We start from the raw sequence: 15,826 nt of genomic DNA, 5'->3' as shown, positions 1-15,826 counted from the left end.
CGTTAAACGAAGTTCACAATCATCCGAAAATGGCTCCTACATGCTGATATGGATGGGTGCCTTCGATAATCTCTATCCCGCATCTCGATTTCACGTCGTCTGCAATGGTTTGTCCATGCGGACACTTGACCACACATGGAGCCAGATGAATCTTGGTCGGTTCCTCCCCTAGAGGTGAATTCCATAGAAGGGCCAACCTTGGGACCAACGTCTTGCCAGGGCAATCCGAACAGGCGGTGAGACCTATCAACTCGGCCTCGTGCTCACCGTACCGGACGAATTCGCCTTGATTCAGATTAAAAGCAGTAAAGCAGCGATTACAAGCAAAACAGATTTCATCCATGATCTTCCTGCAACCTATAATCAGTATCTTTTCCATGTCCTCCTCCTTGTCGAAACGACGCCTGACCCCCGGCAGATCGGTAGTCACACCATTTCGCAGTTACGCATATAAGATAGCGAAGGCTGGGGTGTTCTGAGCGGAGTGATCAGACGGCTCTGCGTCGTCCGGAGCGAAGGATACCTCCAGCCTCCCAGATTATGAGAAGAGAAGCGAATCAGTATCAATTACGCCCGCTCACGTCTTTCTTCTTGGGAAACTGGATAAAATAGCGGACCGGCAATATTTTTTCGAGAGCGTCATTTGTCTCGATCAATGCCACGCCTTTCACATGCGCCTGATTTTGTTCAGGCTTCGTGCGGACAGACAGTTGAAAACGCGTTTGTGCCCCTGGTGGCACAACAACCTCGTCTGGAATCAAGCGTGCTTCACTCGAATTGACCGTAGCTGTTTTCAAAACGATGACTTTTGCCGAATGATTGGTAGCTCTCAAGTCGAATACCGCGTCCTTATCCGGTTCGGACAGGCGACCGGCCAAGAAATCCGGATTGATGACCAAGTGCCGAATCACATTGAATGTCAGCCTCAAACTGGTCCTGGGGTGCTCCGGATCGTTGGAATGGACTGAAATGGTCTTGGAGTGCCGTCCCGGAGGCATGCCCAGAGTCTCTATTTGAGCGTAGATCTTGCTCGAAGAGCCGGGTGCTATTCTCAGATTTCCGCGTATACCTTTTGCGCAGCCACAGGATGACTCTATTCGTCCGAGGATCAGGATATCGTCGCCCGTGTTTGTGCAAGTCAGCTCTACAGACGGTGAGTCGCCGTAGCGCACGTCTCCGAAATCGTGTTCCAGTTCTGAGAAGCCGATCTTCGGACCGGTTCCGGCCGGCAAAAAAGTCGGTACCAAAGATAACAGTAACCCGATGAGTATAGTGAGTCGCATCACGGTCAGATCTCCTTTGCATTCCGTGAGTGCTTATAGGATTTCGCACACCGGATCTTTTATATGGAACGGTAGGGCACGGCGTCTCTGCCGTGCCGAACTGGTCGATTTTCTTATGAAAAATGTGCCGGCACGGAGGCACGGCACCCACCGATTTTAGAGAAGCGCTTTTCGCAATCGGACAAAAATTCTGACATTTGCGAAAATACCGTTGATCCCATCGCGATCGGCCTAGCCATCCTTGGGAAAACAAATCTTGACTCATGTCACGTGTCTGACTTAGGTTTAATAGATCATTTATTTTGAGTCAAACGAGTAATTTTGATGGGTGCAATCGTTTTTTTCGATAAGGACTCATGCATATGGAACTCCGTCAACTGAAGACATTCCGAACCGTAGCCACACTTTTGAGCTTCAACCGGGCGGCGGAAGTGTTGAACTACGCGCAATCGACCATATCGGCTCAGATAAAGGCCTTGGAAGAGGATCTCGAGGTAAAGCTTTTTGACAGGTTGGGCAAAGGGATAGTGCTCACGGAAGCAGGCGAGCTATTGTCCCAGTACGCTCAGAAAATGCTTGATATTGAGGCCGAAACCATGGCCGGTGTGAAAGGGAGGGATCAGCCTCAAGGGTCACTGACAATCCGAGCCCCCCAAAGTATAGGCAACACCTATTTGGCTGGCGTGGTAGGCGCATTTCGCAAGCAGTTCCCAAAGGTCAGCTTCAACTTTCATACCTGCGCGTTTCACAGTCTGGAACATGAACTTCAGACCGGCGTCACTGATCTGGCTTTTTTGCTTGGCGACTCAATTAATTCGGCAAGTCTGGTTGCAGAGCCGCTGCGATTTGAACAACTCCTCATGGTGTCTAATCCGGATAATCCTTTAACTCAAAGAACCAAAGTGTCCATAAAAGATCTCGCCGATCAGCCGATTTTTCTGGCAAAATCCGATTGCGGTTACAGAATGACATTTGAGCAGATGTTGACCGAAGCGAACATAAAGCCGCAGACCGTACTGGAATTCAACAGCGTGGAATTGCTCAAGGCTTGTCTGGCAATAAGTGAGGGTGTCACCATGATTCCAGAAATAACAGTTCGGGCTGAGATTGCCCGAGGCGAGTTGTCAGTTCTGCGATGGGAGGAGGAGCTCATGGAGACAGCGGTTCTCATGATTCGGCACAAGGAGAAATGGCTGTCCCCCTCATTGCAATCGTTTCTCGAGATCTCGAGAGATATCATAGGGAATGGATAGATACCGCTCTCGTCGATCCGTGAGAAATGCCTCTAAGCTGCAGCCCGGATGAGGCTTTGAAGAAAGAAATAATCTGCATTACTGCTTTGATTCCAGTTCCATTGCCTCAGGTAGGAATTCCAGCAAATCTGCAACAGGTGTTGCAGGGTTCGGATTGCCGAGCAACCCCAGAAATCGATTTATCTTGGCTGCAGACAGTGCAGAATCCGGAATGGGGTGGCCTGCGGCAATAAGCGATGAGACAATTCCTGTCAGGCTGTCGCCGGTGCCACCGATAGGCTCCAGCGCTTCCACCCGCGGTTCGCAGACCGTCCCGATAATTCCTTCGGCAGAAGCCACATAATCGCACTTTCCCTTCACGAGAAGGAAACGAGCGGCGTTCTCGTGCTCACACGCGCGAGCGATCAGCCCGGGAATTCTTCCATCTTCCTGCAAGAGAAAGCCGCGGGTATAAAACGGATGTGGTGCCGATTCGTCAGCAAGGAATGCAAGTTCACCCGCATCCGGCGTGAACAGGTCGTAATCCGCAGAAAAACCGCTCATTTTGGCTACGTACATGTATCCGGCATCTGCGATGAGCGTCTGTTTACTGTCGCGTTCCTGCAGACGATAGAGAATCCTGTTGTGCCAATCTACTTCCGGTTGCAAATAATGAAACACAATGATCGATTCCTCCCGTTCCGCTCCTGTTTGGAAGAGACGCTCGTACACCGCTCGGCTTCCATCCCCCCGGCCGATGTCTCCGGCCAGAATGGTTCGCGGTGGATCGATTCCCAAGGTTTTGGCGCAAAGGTATGCGGTTGCAATGAGGCATGGAGTGCCCCGAGCGATACTGATGGATTCTGCCCCTAATCGAAGCTGCCCCCGATCGATCTCGCACGTAGTGTCAAGAAGAGGGAATCCCTCATACGGCACTGTACCCACGATCAACCACGACATAAGCGCCTCAATTCCTCATAGGCAAGCTGAAGAGCGTAACCGCACAAGGTGCACCCGAGTTCCCTCGGTTCCGGCGCTTCTCCGAGCTTGCGGCCTACCATTTGTTCCGCCAAATAAGGAACATCCGGACACCCGCCGCCGGAAACATTGACTATGGTCAAACACTTCTTCGAAGCGGTAATTTTCATGTTCGCTGCTCGTACCATGAGGTATTCTCCGAAGTCTTTCACCTGATACAGGCTTACGGGTTCCAGGAGCAAATCCTGAAGAGGCAATACTTCGAGAGGCTTGATTCTTGCCTTGAGAAGGATCTGGAATATCTCGAGTTCAGAGATCAGGGGAAACTCGATAACCATATCGCAGCCCTTCCTGACCTCGGGAGGAGGGCCTTTTACGGCTACGGAAAACCCTGAGTCTCTCAGCAGGGTTTCTGCTCGTATAACTTCGCTCGTATGCTCGAATACCAGAATGCCGCGGTCGGATAATTCCCTCGATATGCGGTCCTCGGGGGTGCTTTTCCGAAACGCGGAACGCAGTCGTCCAAAGAAACTCATCATTTTCTCAGTGTAAGGCTGTATTCACCATCTGCTTCTTTGATATCGGCAATCTGCCAACCCTGACCGGTTGCGGCACGACTGACGTTTTCCCGGCTCACCTCATTGTCCACAAGCACTTCAATTTCGCCGGAACCTTTTTCCTTGATTTTCGCCAGCGCCATGAGCACCGGTTGCGGGCAGGAAAGTCCTCGGGCATCCACTTTCTCAGTCACGGCAAACCTCCTGATATTGATTTGCATTCAAAGAGATAAAATCTGGGAAACACTTCTTACAAGAAGTGTTTCCGGATATTACTGCTTTGAAAGCGAATCGGCATTACGATCCGACGCGTCGAATGTTTGTTAATCCGATGAATAGGCACGCCAGCATGGTAACCGCAACAGCGGCAATGCCGTGAGGTCCCAAACCAGCCGGAGAACTGGCCAGTCCGAAATTGTGAGCGAATGCCGCACCTACGATCATACCGAAAACGAATGTTGCGGCATCGCCGTCTCCTTCGCCGGTCATGAAGAGCTGTCTTCCCGGGCACCCGCCTGCAAGGGCGAACGCCAGTCCAGCGACCAGCATGCCGGCAAAGTTCCAGAAACTCTGGGTATGAGCCACCGGTTGGCCTACGAAGCCCGGTTTGAACTGTCCCAGGACGAGATTAGTTGCGAATGCTGCTATCAGGAGTGCGGCCAGTCCCGCAAACAGATGAAAATGCCTGAATAGAATCAAATCACGCAATCCACCCATAGTGCAGAAGCGGCTTCTCTGGGCAATAAACCCGATGACGAGCCCCACAACCAGTGAAATAGCCAAGGGAGCGTGTTGGGAACCGGGTCCCTTGAGGCTATAAAACAGGATGCCGTTTTTCGGCTCTCCCGGAATCTGCGGATACAAGAGCAGGAGTATGAAAAATCCAACGGCTACAAGAGGCATCATCAGCCCTGCACCAAAGGACTGCTTTGCTACACGATTAAGAGTATAGCCCGCTCTGAAAAACAGGGTGCCGATTCCTACTCCGGTAACAAGCCCCAGCAGACCGAAAATGGCATTGCCATCACCACCCGCCAAACGGAGCAGCGCTCGCCAGGGACACCCCAAAAAGACCAGAGCTCCGATCATCGCGCACATTCCAAGAATGAACCGAATAAAAGGAGCCGAACCTGAACGTGGTTTGAATTCGCCGAATGCGAGCGCAGCGCCGAATGCTCCTAAAGCAAATCCGATCAGTTCAGGCCTCAAATACTGGACAACATCTGCTCTGTGGAGGCCGACTGCACCAGCCAAATCACGTTCGAAACAGGCCATACATACGCCCATATTCCCCGGATTGCCCCATTTCTGGAGCAGAGCAGCCAATATCCCGATTACGCCACCGACGGCAACAATACCTGCAGTAGAAGCGAAGAAGTTTTTTCTGATCTCCAAAGCGACCTCCTCAGGATATTCATAAGAAGTGCCGATGCAATGAATCAGGCAGTATTCGATTCATGTCGACGCGTCTATCGTATGCGAAAAGAATCGTGTTCTCTCTCCGATGTAGGAGCAAACCGAGAAGGTGAAATGGTATATCGGAAAAGATGATGTGTCAACAAGGAAAAACCGATACAAGAAAACACTCGAAACGGCATGTTGACGCTTCGAGATTGCTGCGTCTTCATGGAGCTTATGCCATTTCGCACTTATGCACATAAGATAATGAAGGCTGGGGTGTCCTGAGCGGAGTGATTAGACGGCTTTCGTCCTCTGGAGCGAAGGATACCTCCAGCCCCCAGATTATGAAAAGAAAAGCAAATCGGAATTAGTACGGCTCATTCCCTTGTTGATTGTGAAATTTCACATCTGACGTTTTTTGGAACTCTTGCCAGTGCGGTGTAGGTTTGCGGTCGTTTTGCAGATCGCAGACGTACAAAGAGAAACTCCCCGGTTTTTCATGGCCGTACCTAATCCAGGTACAGCAGCCGAGGAGTTCGCGCGTGTGCAATACGAATTTGTCAGGAAATTTTGAAAGCTTGAGCGAGCGTATGGAGTTGATTGCCGAGTTCTTCAAGTTTCTTAGCGTTCTCTTCCATTTGCTGCGTACTCGCAAGACTATCGTGCATTGCCTTATTGATGGTGGTCATGGCAAGTGCGACTTGGTCTATTCCAGCCGTCTGCTGCTCGGCGGACACTTCTATGATCGATGCTGCCTGTGAAGAAGTCTCCACGGCTCTGGTGAGGCTGGTAATAGCCTCTTCTGCTTTGGTCGATTGTCGCACTCCCGCGTCAACCGCTTTGTTGCCTTGTTCAGTAGCCATAACCACTGCACTGACCGATTTTCTCACGTCTTCAAGGATAGAACGCACTTCAAGGGTAGATTCCCTGGATTGATCGGCAAGTCCTTTGATCTCCTGAGCGACAACAGCGAATCCTCGTCCCTGTTCGCCCGCACGCGCCGCTTCTATGGATGCGTTGACCGCCAAGAGATTGGATTGGTCTGCAAGATCCTGCACGCTGGCTATAATCTGTTCTATAGCAACGCTATGTTCGCTCAGTCTCACCACTGTCTCACCGACGGATTCCATCTGATCTCTGATCAGACCGATTCCTTGAATGGCAGCTTCGGTAGCCTTTTTCCCTTCAGTAGAAACGGCAACTGCCTGCTGCGAAATGCGGGCAACGTTCATAGCATTGTCGTTGGCTACCTTTGCCGCCTGTTTGACCTCTTCCAGAGTGGCTGTAGTCTGGTTTACAGATGTCGCTGTCTCTGCGGTACTGGTAACCAACTGAGTAATTGCAGTGGAAATTTCTGCTGCGGAACCACTCAAGACCTTAATGCCTTCATACAAGCGGCCTGTCTGAGCCCTCATGGATTCCAGCATGGAACGAAACGATTCGGCCAAAGCACCTATTTCGTCATGTCTCTTGAATTTTGGCACCGTAACCGTCAGGTCTCCTTTACTGAGTCGATCTGCAATTTCGGACATCATCGTTATAGGTCTGGCAAAACCTCTCGACAAAAAGAACACCAGCAACATTACGACGATCGCTACTACCAGGATGATCACACCCATGTAGGTAAGTATGGCGCTCATGGGTTGTCTCATTTCACTTTCGGCAACTTCCGATACGATTGCCCAATCGAAGTCGGCACCGAGACTCTTTAGACTCGGCAAATTCAGAGGAGCATAGGAACTGAGCACCGACACATTCCGATAATCGCGGGTAAGCGCGGTTGCGCTTTTTCCCGCAAGAGCATTTTTCACTGCGTCAGTTTCGATCTTCTTCTTGAGTACGGAATTCTCTTTCTCAAATCTCGATTGAGACCGTAAAAGCAAATCCTGGCCTACGAGATACGATCCGGCATTCCTGTTCGTGTCATGTCCCGAACCAAACGAGGACACAATGTGCTGCGGTCCCATGCGCAGGGCGATGACTCCTTTGATTTTGCCACTGCTGTCCGTTATGGGCACACCGGCGAATGCCGCAGGATTTCCGGTAGCCTTGTAAACTCCAAAATCCACAAGCGCAGGCTTGCCTGTTTCTGTCACCCTGGACCACAGCTTTGCGAGCCCGCTGTCTTTCAGATCCCCCGTTTTCAAATTCGCGCCAAGATCCGACAGTTGCCGAACGGAGTACATAACCACACCGTTTTTTGCGCCAACGAGCAGCACATCCTCGTAGCCCGATACATCGCTATTGTAGATAGAGACAAAGGCCTCGATAGGCTTACTTACGGTTTCGCGGGTGCTCTTGTATACGTCTGAACTTGTGTCGAAGGGGGCATCTGCAGAGGCTCTGGAGAATTCGATATACGAGTACAATGTGTCGAGTGCGATTGTTGCAGCCCCTGTCTCGTTCAAATATTGAAGGTTGTTCAATGTAGCGTTCAAATAGTTGAGAATTTCATCTTTCCTTAATTCTCGTTCGGACAGAAGCTTTGCGAATTCAGCCTTTTCAAGTGCATCCCCGGCCAAACGCAACCCAATGTATCCCAGAACGAGAATTGGTACCAGTCCTACCAGGACAAAGGAAACTGCCAGCTTCCCTCTAATGGATTTTGTAACGAATTGCATCATGAGACGTTCTCCTCTGCAAACAACCGTCTTTGAGTGACTTATTCAAGAGCAAGGGGGACGCACGACAGCTATAAACGGCATTTATCCGCTGGCAGAAGGCCTCCCAAATTTACCTAAAACTCAATGCAACAACTGTTTGGACTTATATCTCTGACATCTTCTCTCCTTCAGAAACAGTGAACGAGAAAAGATGCGGAACATTCTACAAAACATCGATTGAGAAGACTGAAACCACGTGAATACGACTTCTTCTTTTCGCACACCGCCTCGGTGATATAAATTAGTCCAGGATGATGCTTTTCGCTTGTCTCGGAAGATCCAAAAGTTCGGTCGAATCGGATTCGAGCGTACGAACAAATGCAGAGGCTCAACGGAACCACTCGAGAGGATACCTCACTACAAAAACACGGTCAAACAATCTTTCTGATAAGGAGTCATTCGATATCCATGAATGGAAGAAATATGGCTCTCCGATTTACCTAACGCGAACGAGAGAAGTGCAACTTCATCAAAAGAAAATCGCGCACGTTTGGTCGAACGTCCCCGAGAAGGGTGAGCTCGATTCGTTTTCTCCAGAATGTATTGCCGGGCTGGTATTTATGATTTCTGCAGATGAAAGAGAGGGCGCTGTCCTCTGTTTCGGTTTGGGGAGATTCCTTATAAGGGAGCCTCCCCAGATCGTCTTGCTACTCACAATGAAATCGTTGCAAAATGATGCAGAATTTTGCGTTTCATTGGTGCACAATCTTTGTCAAATTATCAAATTCTTCAATGCGCAGAGGGAAATGGAATTGCCCTCTGTGGTTTTTCTAGTTGCTAAGAAGAGACTAGATCAGTCCCATACCTTTCAAAACGGAAAGCATGACCGCTGCTGCCATCACCGATCCTATCTGACCTCCGGTATTGGCGCCCATTGCATGCATAAGCAGGAAATTTTTCTTGTCATATCTTTGTCCCTGGGCCTGGACCACTCTGGCGGCCATAGGATAGGCAGATATTCCTGCAGCTCCGATGAGAGGGTTGATTTTGCCGCCCGTCAGGCCATACATGATTTTACCGAAGATTACGCCTGCTACGGTGTCCAGACTTATGGCCAGGAATCCGAGCCCAAAGATCATCAGGGTCTCCGGTCTGAGGAACTTGTGACCTTCCATGGTTCCACCAATGGCTAATCCGAGAAAGAGCGTTACGATGTTTGCTATTTCATTTTCGGATGCCCCTGTGAGCCTCGCCACGACTCCGCTCTCTTTCATGAGATTTCCCAGCATGATGGTGCCCATCAGGGGAAGTCCTTTCGGAGCGATAAGGCCTGTAGCAATGGTGACGATAATGGGGAACAGTATTCTTGTATTCTTTGAAACGCTTTCCCTATTTATGGCCATGCGCGTGGTGCGCTCTTTTTCCGTGGTGAGCGCCTTCATTATGGGCGGCTGTATTATCGGCACCAGCGACATGTACGAGTACGCCGCAACGGAAACGGGTCCCAGAAGATGAGGAGCATATTGCGAGGTAACGTATATTGCAGTCGGACCGTCGCAAGCTCCGATAATTCCGATGCACACGGCCTCAAGCTGTGAAAAGCCCAGAGCGAGAGCCAGCAACAAGGTACAGAATATGCCGAGTTGCCCGGCTGCTCCGAACAGGAGTATTTTTGGATTCTCCAGGAGCGGACCGAAATCCGTCATAGCTCCAATCCCTACAAATATCAGCAATGGGAAGATTTCCGTTATGATACCGATATCGTAGAAGAATCTGAGCATTCCGCCTTGTTCCATAAGATCGCTAAGAGGAACGTTCACCAGCACACAACCGAAGCCGATGGGAAGCAATAAAAGCGGCTCGATTTCACGTTTAATCGCGAGGTAAAGCAGCACCCCACCGATAAAAAGCATGACGACATTGGGAAGACCCTTGGTGGCAAGAAACATTGTTCCTGCACCGAGTCCTGAAATCCCAGCTAATATACTTTCAAGCATGGTTCCTTCCCTTACGATTAGCGCCCTACCGAATCCTTCTTCGATCCGGGGAGCGGAAAGATTTTCTTGGTGAGCTCGATAACGACAATAAGTATTCCAAGCGTGAGGAATGTCCCGCTCACACCTACTATTGTCAAACTAATGCCGAAACTCCAATCGCTCATGTTTCGCCTCAACAGGATAGTTGATCCGTAGATCTATTGGGGTAGATCGTCCTACCAGCTATATGTTCGCTTCTAGTGATGAATTGGAGCGAACAGAAAGGCTTTTGGGGGGATCTAATTTAGCCCTATGAGACCATTTCTTTAATGCAGATTTCATTCGACTTCAAGCAAATTCTTGTGAACGTATCGTTCGGGCGGACAGGTCGATCTATAGTTTTACGTATGTTCACAACCAAATAGCTGCTATAAGGAGGAGAAGAGGATACGACTCTATGAAGAGCCCAAGGCGATCTCTCAGGAAAAACGTAATGCATAAATTACATTCCGGAATTCGGCCAAAAGGAAAGTTCGGTTCTTCATGCATTCAAAATCGAGGTGATTTGCCGGGAGACTATTTCCAATAGTCACTCAAATCGGGAATGAAATCGACGTGCATTGTACCTTCCTCTGACGCTCATCCCGTGGTACGTACATTGCACAAAGATGTTTATCACCAAGAAAGGAGACGCTCCATGCTCCCGAAAAAAATACTTCTGTGCACCGACTTCTCTGCTAATTCGCTCCGCGCACGCAATCTGGCAATGGAGTTTGCATCGAATCTCAATGCCAAGCTTTTGATATTACATGTGGTGAACTCCTCGAGGCTTGGCTACCCTGCTTTTGAAGTTGGAGTCCCCTTCGACCTTCAGGCTGTGCTCAAAGCAATAGAGGATTCGGTTAAGAAAAATTTCCAGGAGATTGAGAATGAGTGCAGCAGTTCGGTTCCGGAAATGGAATTCGCATCGAGAATCGGGGTTCCTGCTAACGAGATCGTGACATTCGCCGGAGAGCAAAAGGTAGACCTGATCGTCATGGGAACCCACGGTTGGACTGGATTCAAGCACCTCATCCTCGGCAGCACGGCAGAGAACGTGGTCCGTTCGGCCCCATGCCCTGTGTTGACCGTGCGATCGCCTGAAGAGAAATCTGCACAATCCGGTGAAAGCACATAAAGAGCATGGACCATGCACCGGGAGATTCAGCCTGGAAAACGAGCCTGTCACCGTTTTTTACACTCTGTAAAGTGTTTAACAAAAATCTAACATAAGGTCGGACTTCCTGAATGAATCTGCCCGAGAGGCTTCTTGAGTGATAAATACGACTCTGAATAGCAGTTAATCCATGATCTCACATCCCGGGTTTTCACTACTTTTTTCTATTCTCATGGAAAAAGTATGAACAGCCTTGTGCCACAGCGGCGGTGACACAAGAGACTTGCTTGTCTTTAGGTCTCGATGGCTGCTCACGTAATTATATCGTTATTTCTGTTGCTTGCATTTTTTTTCTGCAAAAGATTTCCGTTCGCCTAAACGCGGCAGTTTTTCGGAATGAAATTTGCTTGAGATTACCCCATATTTTTCCGGCTGATGAGGCGAGCACAACACCGGCAGGTGAATTTTGGACCCAGCCCTTTTTGACATTTGTATCGGCCTGACTCTCTGTTTCGCATTCGTAAACGGAGTTCATGATGGAGGAAACGTGATCGCAACCATTGTCTGTTCGCGATCTATGAGTCCCTATCGTGCACTGTTTCTGGCTGCGATCGGTGAATTTCTGGGGCCGTTGCTGTTGGGAACTGCGGTAGCTCATACTATGTCCACGAGCATCCTGAAACCGGAAGCACTGGGGCTTCTCAAACCGGCAACGCTCTATATCATGATCTCCTGCGGTGTCGGAGGAGCCATAGCGTGGAAGCTGCCTACCTGGTTCCTGGGATTGCCTTCCAGCGGTTCCCACGCGTTGATAGGAGGATTGGTGGGAGCCGGAGCCGTCGCCATGGGATACGAGTCTATTTCCATACAGAAGGTGCTGGTATCTGTTGTGGTTCCGCTCTTGTTTTCTCCGATAGTGGGTATTCTGTTGGGTTTCCTGGTATTTGGAATTATAAGAAGCCTGTTCGGCCGATCTCATAGAGGAATCGGTCGTGTTTTTGCAACCCTTCAGAAGCCGACAGTCTTGTTCCTGGCAGCGAGTCACGGATCGAACGACGCGCAAAAATCCATGGGAGTAATAGCTATTGCATTAGCGTTTACCCCAGGCGAATCCTATGGGGAATTCCACCTCCCGTACTGGGTCATTCTGTCTTGTACCTCGGCTCTGGTAATGGGACTTCTCCTTGGTGGATGGCGAATCGTGAAGACCGTCGGCCTGGGAATATGTCGGATGGAACCTGTTCATTCTTTTGCATCGCAATTGGCTTCAACGCTCGTGGTTATGGTCGCGTCTCTAACGGGAGGCCCGGTTAGCACAACTCAGATAGTTGCTTCATCAGTAATGGGCGTGGGAGCATCGAGGAGACTGAGCGGTGTGAAATGGTCCGCTGCAACGAATATCGCGTACGCCTGGTTGCTCACGTTTCCGGTATCTGCGGGAATCGGTGCAGGACTATTTTGGATTTTCAAGCGATTGCTCTCCTCCGGAGAAGTAGCACATGGCATTCTGGAAACTTTTTAGCGGCAGACGCGAAACTGATTTTTACGAATTGTTGCTGCTCCAGGCAGAAAAAACGCTTGCAGGGTGCGCCGCACTCGTGGCTTTTCTCGATGAACAGGGCGAACCCGAAACATTGAGAAGACTGGAGCAAGAAGCCGACGACATCCGCCGCATACTCATTGATGAGCTAAATCAGACATTCTTGACCCCGATGGACCGCGAGGACATTTTCGCGCTTTCGAGAGCCATCGATGATGTCATGGATCATGCGTACAATACAGTCAAAGAAATGGAAGTATTTGAAATAGAGCCCAACGAATTTCTTTTTCAAATGGCTGAATTGCTCCAACAAGGAGCGGAGCAGTTGGTAAACGCGATTAGACATCTCAAAAAGAATCCGAATGTTGCAGTTGAATACGCAGTCAGGGCAAAACGTATTGAGAATAAGATCAACGATGTATTTCTCGCCGCTCTCAAACAGCTTTTCTGTGGGCACGAACCGCGCATAATGTTCAGTTATCGGGAAATATATCGTCACTTCAATAGATCTGCCGATCGCGTCGATGAGGCGGCCAATATTATCAGTGATATCGTTGTGAAAATGTATTAGGTGTCATTCAATAGTCCCATCAAAGTTGCTCTCCCGGCAACGGCTTTGAGACGCTCACACGCTGCAAAAATCAACTTTGCGTCACCTGTTGACCCCGGAAAAATCTCTATGATGCACTGATTCGGCAAACAGCCTACAGAACTTGTCAAAATTAATGTCCGATTGAAGATGTATACCGATTCTCGAAAGTAATCACGGATTGTGAAGAGCAGTTCCCAGCAATTGGTAGCGCCGGCCTCCCAATGCTGTTGACTTAAGCTGCGGGGACATTTTTGTACCTGCGGTAAAGCCATTTGTTTTTGCTTTGCTTGTTCACCCTTGGTTGGGGTGGTCGCTGACTGTTTGGTCGATAGTATTTGACACGATAGATTTCTTTGAGAATATCCTGAAAGATTTCGATGGCTCTTTCAGGATCGTCTGCGGCGAGCACGGCGGCTTCAGACGCGAGCGTCATGACCGCATTCTTGAACTGAGGTTCTCCGAGCTCTCCACCGAGTAACTGGGTGGAAATGGCCATGAGAGTTCTTGAGATCACAGCCATGATCGCAGCTGCAAAGAGTTCTTGCAGGACGCTGTTGCAGGTTTTGCCATGAAATTTTTCGATTTCGAGCCCAATCTTTTCATCCCGGAAATAGCTCTCGATTTCCCATCGCCTGAAATAGAGGTCAGTGATCTCCTGTCTCGGAAACTCCACCTTGTCGTAAAGATTCGTCAGGAGAACCGAGAGGGTTCCGTCAGGATTGGACAGTCTGATGACTCTCACTCTGATGGGCTTGGCGGCCTTTCGTTGTTCAGCCGTCACCTGGCTGAGATAGTTCGATGTCGGAGGAATCACGATTTCGGCTTCGCTCTTCCCGCTCCGAATGAATTCCTTTACTGTGGCGAAGGTGGACGTTGCGGGGCAACGTATCACGAAATAGCCTTTGAACTTGTCCAAAAGGTAGCTGAGAAATTCATATCCTGGGTAACCTCGATCCAGGAGCAAGACACTTCCCTCAGGCACGAGGGGCAGGAGATGTTTGGCTTGGTCCCGCTCCGAAGAATTCACCGGGACCACAGTTCTTGCGATGGGCAGACGTCTGAAGACGTCATAGAGCGTGCATACAAGACACTGAGGATAATGTCCTTTGCCCGCTTGCCCAAGTCCGCTCTCAGGATCAAACTCGGCCCTGAGCTCATCGGCGGCTGGAAGCGTATAGTCGGAGCCATCTATCGCATGAGTGGACATACCATGCCACTCGTCCTTCGGGCTCTTAGGCCAACACTCATAAGCCAGACCAACCGCATCATCGAGTATTTGCCGAAAGATCCTCCAATCCACCTTTTTGCGCGCCTTGGTGAGCGCGCTTCGATGGATCGCCTCGGCGTCAGGCCAAAGGCCAAGAATTCTGGCATGTCGAAAGAATTCACCGGATTTCATGTCCACTCCTTTACCCTTTCCACTGGCGGCAATGGACAAGATGAAGGTGATAAGCTTTCCAAAGGCGAGTTTTCTGTTTCGAGTAAAGTCCTGAGGCGAGCGTTTCTTGGAAGGGTCGATTTGTCCGGGAATAATGTGAAGAAATTTTTCAGCGTACGCGCTAAGTTGGCATGGTTCTTCAAAGCATAATGCGTGCCATAATAAAATCCTTTCAGCAGCTTGTTTTGAAAGAATTTATCGCGCGTAACTACCCGCATGTCAACACAATTCCTTCTGAATTCTCGGAGGTTAAACGTGAAAAATCAAGAACCCTTTCCTTAATTCAACAGCATTGGGCCGGCCACCATGCCAATATGGTGTTTTTCGATACGGACCCTCAGGCTGCACCACAGCAGATTATCGAGCGCTACGCTGCACGCTTTAGCATTGAGATGACCAATCGAGAGACCAAGAACCTCCTGGGTGCGGCTGAACCTCAGTGTCGGAAAGAGACCTCGGTAACCCGTGCCCCTATGTTTGCTTACTGGGCCTACTGCTTTGTAGTGCTTTGGTTCGTTGGGCAATTCGTCACTGCAAAGAACCTCGTTGCCGACCCGGCTCCCTGGTACTGCCGGAAAAAGTCGTTCACCTTTTCAGACATGCTGGCAGCAGCTCGAAGGAGTCATTTCTCGCTGAGAATTTATTCGAAAGCCAGCCGAATCAATAAGTTCGAAAAACTCAACGGCCCGCGCTCCACGCGCGGACTCGACCATGCAAGAATCGCGAAACTATAGATAAGAATATTGGTGGGTGCCGGCCTCCGTGCCGGCACATCTTCAATATGATGAATGATATCGATAGAATGGACCGGCAGGGACGCCGGTCTCCACCAATATCTTGTATTGGAGCGTGGGACGAACGTCAGAATTCTTGGCAATCGCTCTAATACACCCAATCACTGGTGAAAACCGGCCAATAATGTACTCATACCGATTCGCTTTTCTTTTTATAGTCTGGCAGGCTGGAGGTATCCTTCGCTCCAGACGACGCAAGGCCGTCTAATCACTCCGCTCAGAACACCTCAGCCTGCGCCATCTTATATGCATAAAATTGCGAAATGGTATCACAAC

General features: G+C 49.7%; 14 protein-coding genes and 1 pseudogene. 5 read left to right on the top strand and 10 right to left on the bottom strand.

Annotation, left to right across the window (positions count from 1 at the left end; all coding sequences use genetic code 11):
* Positions 1-19: 19 nt before the first annotated feature.
* Positions 20-379: a CGGC domain-containing protein gene (locus tag DESTI_RS20965; protein WP_014811983.1), complete on the bottom strand. Its 360-nt coding sequence runs from the start codon at positions 377-379 to the stop codon at positions 20-22.
* A 184-nt stretch (positions 380-563) separates the two neighbouring features.
* A complete protein-coding gene (locus tag DESTI_RS29230) occupies positions 564-1,283 on the bottom strand; it encodes a DUF1573 domain-containing protein (RefSeq protein ID WP_014811982.1) in 720 nt (239 codons plus the stop codon).
* A 362-nt stretch (positions 1,284-1,645) separates the two neighbouring features.
* Here DESTI_RS29230 and DESTI_RS20955 point away from each other — a divergent pair, with 362 nt between their 5' ends.
* Positions 1,646-2,536: a LysR family transcriptional regulator gene (locus DESTI_RS20955; RefSeq protein WP_014811981.1), complete on the top strand. Its 891-nt coding sequence runs from the start codon at positions 1,646-1,648 to the stop codon at positions 2,534-2,536.
* A gap of 78 nt (positions 2,537-2,614) precedes the next feature.
* On the opposite strand, the gene DESTI_RS20950 is transcribed toward DESTI_RS20955, so the two are convergent.
* From DESTI_RS20950 to DESTI_RS30935, 7 genes are all read right to left on the bottom strand, one after another.
* Positions 2,615-3,475, bottom strand: a complete 861-nt coding sequence (locus tag DESTI_RS20950) for a carbohydrate kinase family protein (RefSeq protein WP_014811980.1) — start codon at positions 3,473-3,475, stop codon at positions 2,615-2,617.
* Entirely contained in the window at positions 3,463-4,032 is a 570-nt protein-coding gene (locus DESTI_RS20945) for a putative Se/S carrier protein (protein WP_014811979.1), read from the bottom strand. The genes DESTI_RS20950 and DESTI_RS20945 overlap by 13 nt, the downstream gene beginning before the upstream one ends.
* The gene (locus DESTI_RS20940) at positions 4,029-4,244 is read right to left on the bottom strand and encodes a sulfurtransferase TusA family protein (protein ID WP_014811978.1); all 216 of its coding nucleotides are present in this window, start codon (positions 4,242-4,244) and stop codon (positions 4,029-4,031) included. Before DESTI_RS20940 ends, DESTI_RS20945 begins: the two co-directional genes overlap by 4 nt.
* Before the next feature lie 103 nt (positions 4,245-4,347).
* Positions 4,348-5,445 (bottom strand): YedE family putative selenium transporter, encoded by a 1,098-nt coding sequence (gene yedE / locus DESTI_RS20935; RefSeq protein ID WP_014811977.1) that lies wholly within the window; start codon positions 5,443-5,445, stop codon positions 4,348-4,350.
* A 566-nt stretch (positions 5,446-6,011) separates the two neighbouring features.
* Positions 6,012-8,075: a methyl-accepting chemotaxis protein gene (locus DESTI_RS29225; RefSeq protein WP_014811976.1), complete on the bottom strand. Its 2,064-nt coding sequence runs from the start codon at positions 8,073-8,075 to the stop codon at positions 6,012-6,014.
* Positions 8,076-8,902: 827 nt separating this feature from the next.
* On the bottom strand, positions 8,903-10,051 hold the full coding sequence (locus tag DESTI_RS20925) for a sodium ion-translocating decarboxylase subunit beta (protein WP_014811975.1): 1,149 nt from the start codon (positions 10,049-10,051) through the stop codon (positions 8,903-8,905).
* Positions 10,052-10,068: 17 nt separating this feature from the next.
* Positions 10,069-10,215 (bottom strand): OadG family protein, encoded by a 147-nt coding sequence (locus DESTI_RS30935; RefSeq protein WP_014811974.1) that lies wholly within the window; start codon positions 10,213-10,215, stop codon positions 10,069-10,071.
* A gap of 512 nt (positions 10,216-10,727) precedes the next feature.
* On the opposite strand from DESTI_RS30935, the gene DESTI_RS20920 reads away from it, so the two are divergent.
* From DESTI_RS20920 to DESTI_RS20910, 3 genes are all read left to right on the top strand, one after another.
* Positions 10,728-11,207 (top strand): universal stress protein, encoded by a 480-nt coding sequence (locus tag DESTI_RS20920; protein WP_014811973.1) that lies wholly within the window; start codon positions 10,728-10,730, stop codon positions 11,205-11,207.
* 445 nt (positions 11,208-11,652) lie between these two features.
* Entirely contained in the window at positions 11,653-12,708 is a 1,056-nt protein-coding gene (locus DESTI_RS20915; protein WP_014811972.1) for an inorganic phosphate transporter, read from the top strand.
* Positions 12,686-13,297 carry a DUF47 domain-containing protein gene (locus DESTI_RS20910; protein ID WP_014811971.1) on the top strand — a complete coding sequence of 204 codons (612 nt, stop codon included), beginning with the start codon at positions 12,686-12,688 and terminating at the stop codon, positions 13,295-13,297. The genes DESTI_RS20915 and DESTI_RS20910 overlap by 23 nt, the downstream gene beginning before the upstream one ends.
* Before the next feature lie 253 nt (positions 13,298-13,550).
* On the opposite strand, the gene DESTI_RS20905 is transcribed toward DESTI_RS20910, so the two are convergent.
* A complete protein-coding gene (locus DESTI_RS20905) occupies positions 13,551-14,768 on the bottom strand; it encodes an IS4 family transposase (RefSeq protein WP_237671475.1) in 1,218 nt (405 codons plus the stop codon).
* A gap of 284 nt (positions 14,769-15,052) precedes the next feature.
* Here DESTI_RS20905 and DESTI_RS20895 point away from each other — a divergent pair.
* Positions 15,053-15,490, top strand: a pseudogene (locus DESTI_RS20895) (IS701 family transposase); the annotation flags it as partial.
* Between the last annotated feature and the right edge of the window lie 336 nt (positions 15,491-15,826).

The organism is Desulfomonile tiedjei DSM 6799, from assembly GCF_000266945.1.
In the GTDB taxonomy this organism is placed as follows: Bacteria; Desulfobacterota; Desulfomonilia; order Desulfomonilales; family Desulfomonilaceae; genus Desulfomonile; species Desulfomonile tiedjei.
Note: the sequence above shows the minus strand (reverse complement) of the source record. Positions and strands in the feature narration are given on the sequence as shown.

Excerpts from the sequence above, each read along its gene's own strand:
- DESTI_RS20965 (WP_014811983.1), bottom strand. The coding sequence starts at position 379 with ATGGAAAAGATACTGATTATAGGTTGCAGGAAGATCATGGATGAAATC.
- DESTI_RS30935 (WP_014811974.1), bottom strand. The coding sequence starts at position 10,215 with ATGAGCGATTGGAGTTTCGGCATTAGTTTGACAATAGTAGGTGTGAGC.
- DESTI_RS20955 (WP_014811981.1), top strand. The coding sequence starts at position 1,646 with ATGGAACTCCGTCAACTGAAGACATTCCGAACCGTAGCCACACTTTTG.
- DESTI_RS20910 (WP_014811971.1), top strand. The coding sequence starts at position 12,686 with ATGGCATTCTGGAAACTTTTTAGCGGCAGACGCGAAACTGATTTTTAC.
- DESTI_RS29225 (WP_014811976.1), bottom strand. The coding sequence starts at position 8,075 with ATGATGCAATTCGTTACAAAATCCATTAGAGGGAAGCTGGCAGTTTCC.
- DESTI_RS20950 (WP_014811980.1), bottom strand. The coding sequence starts at position 3,475 with ATGTCGTGGTTGATCGTGGGTACAGTGCCGTATGAGGGATTCCCTCTT.
- DESTI_RS20945 (WP_014811979.1), bottom strand. The coding sequence starts at position 4,032 with ATGATGAGTTTCTTTGGACGACTGCGTTCCGCGTTTCGGAAAAGCACC.
- DESTI_RS20925 (WP_014811975.1), bottom strand. The coding sequence starts at position 10,051 with ATGCTTGAAAGTATATTAGCTGGGATTTCAGGACTCGGTGCAGGAACA.
- DESTI_RS29230 (WP_014811982.1), bottom strand. The coding sequence starts at position 1,283 with ATGCGACTCACTATACTCATCGGGTTACTGTTATCTTTGGTACCGACT.
- DESTI_RS20920 (WP_014811973.1), top strand. The coding sequence starts at position 10,728 with ATGCTCCCGAAAAAAATACTTCTGTGCACCGACTTCTCTGCTAATTCG.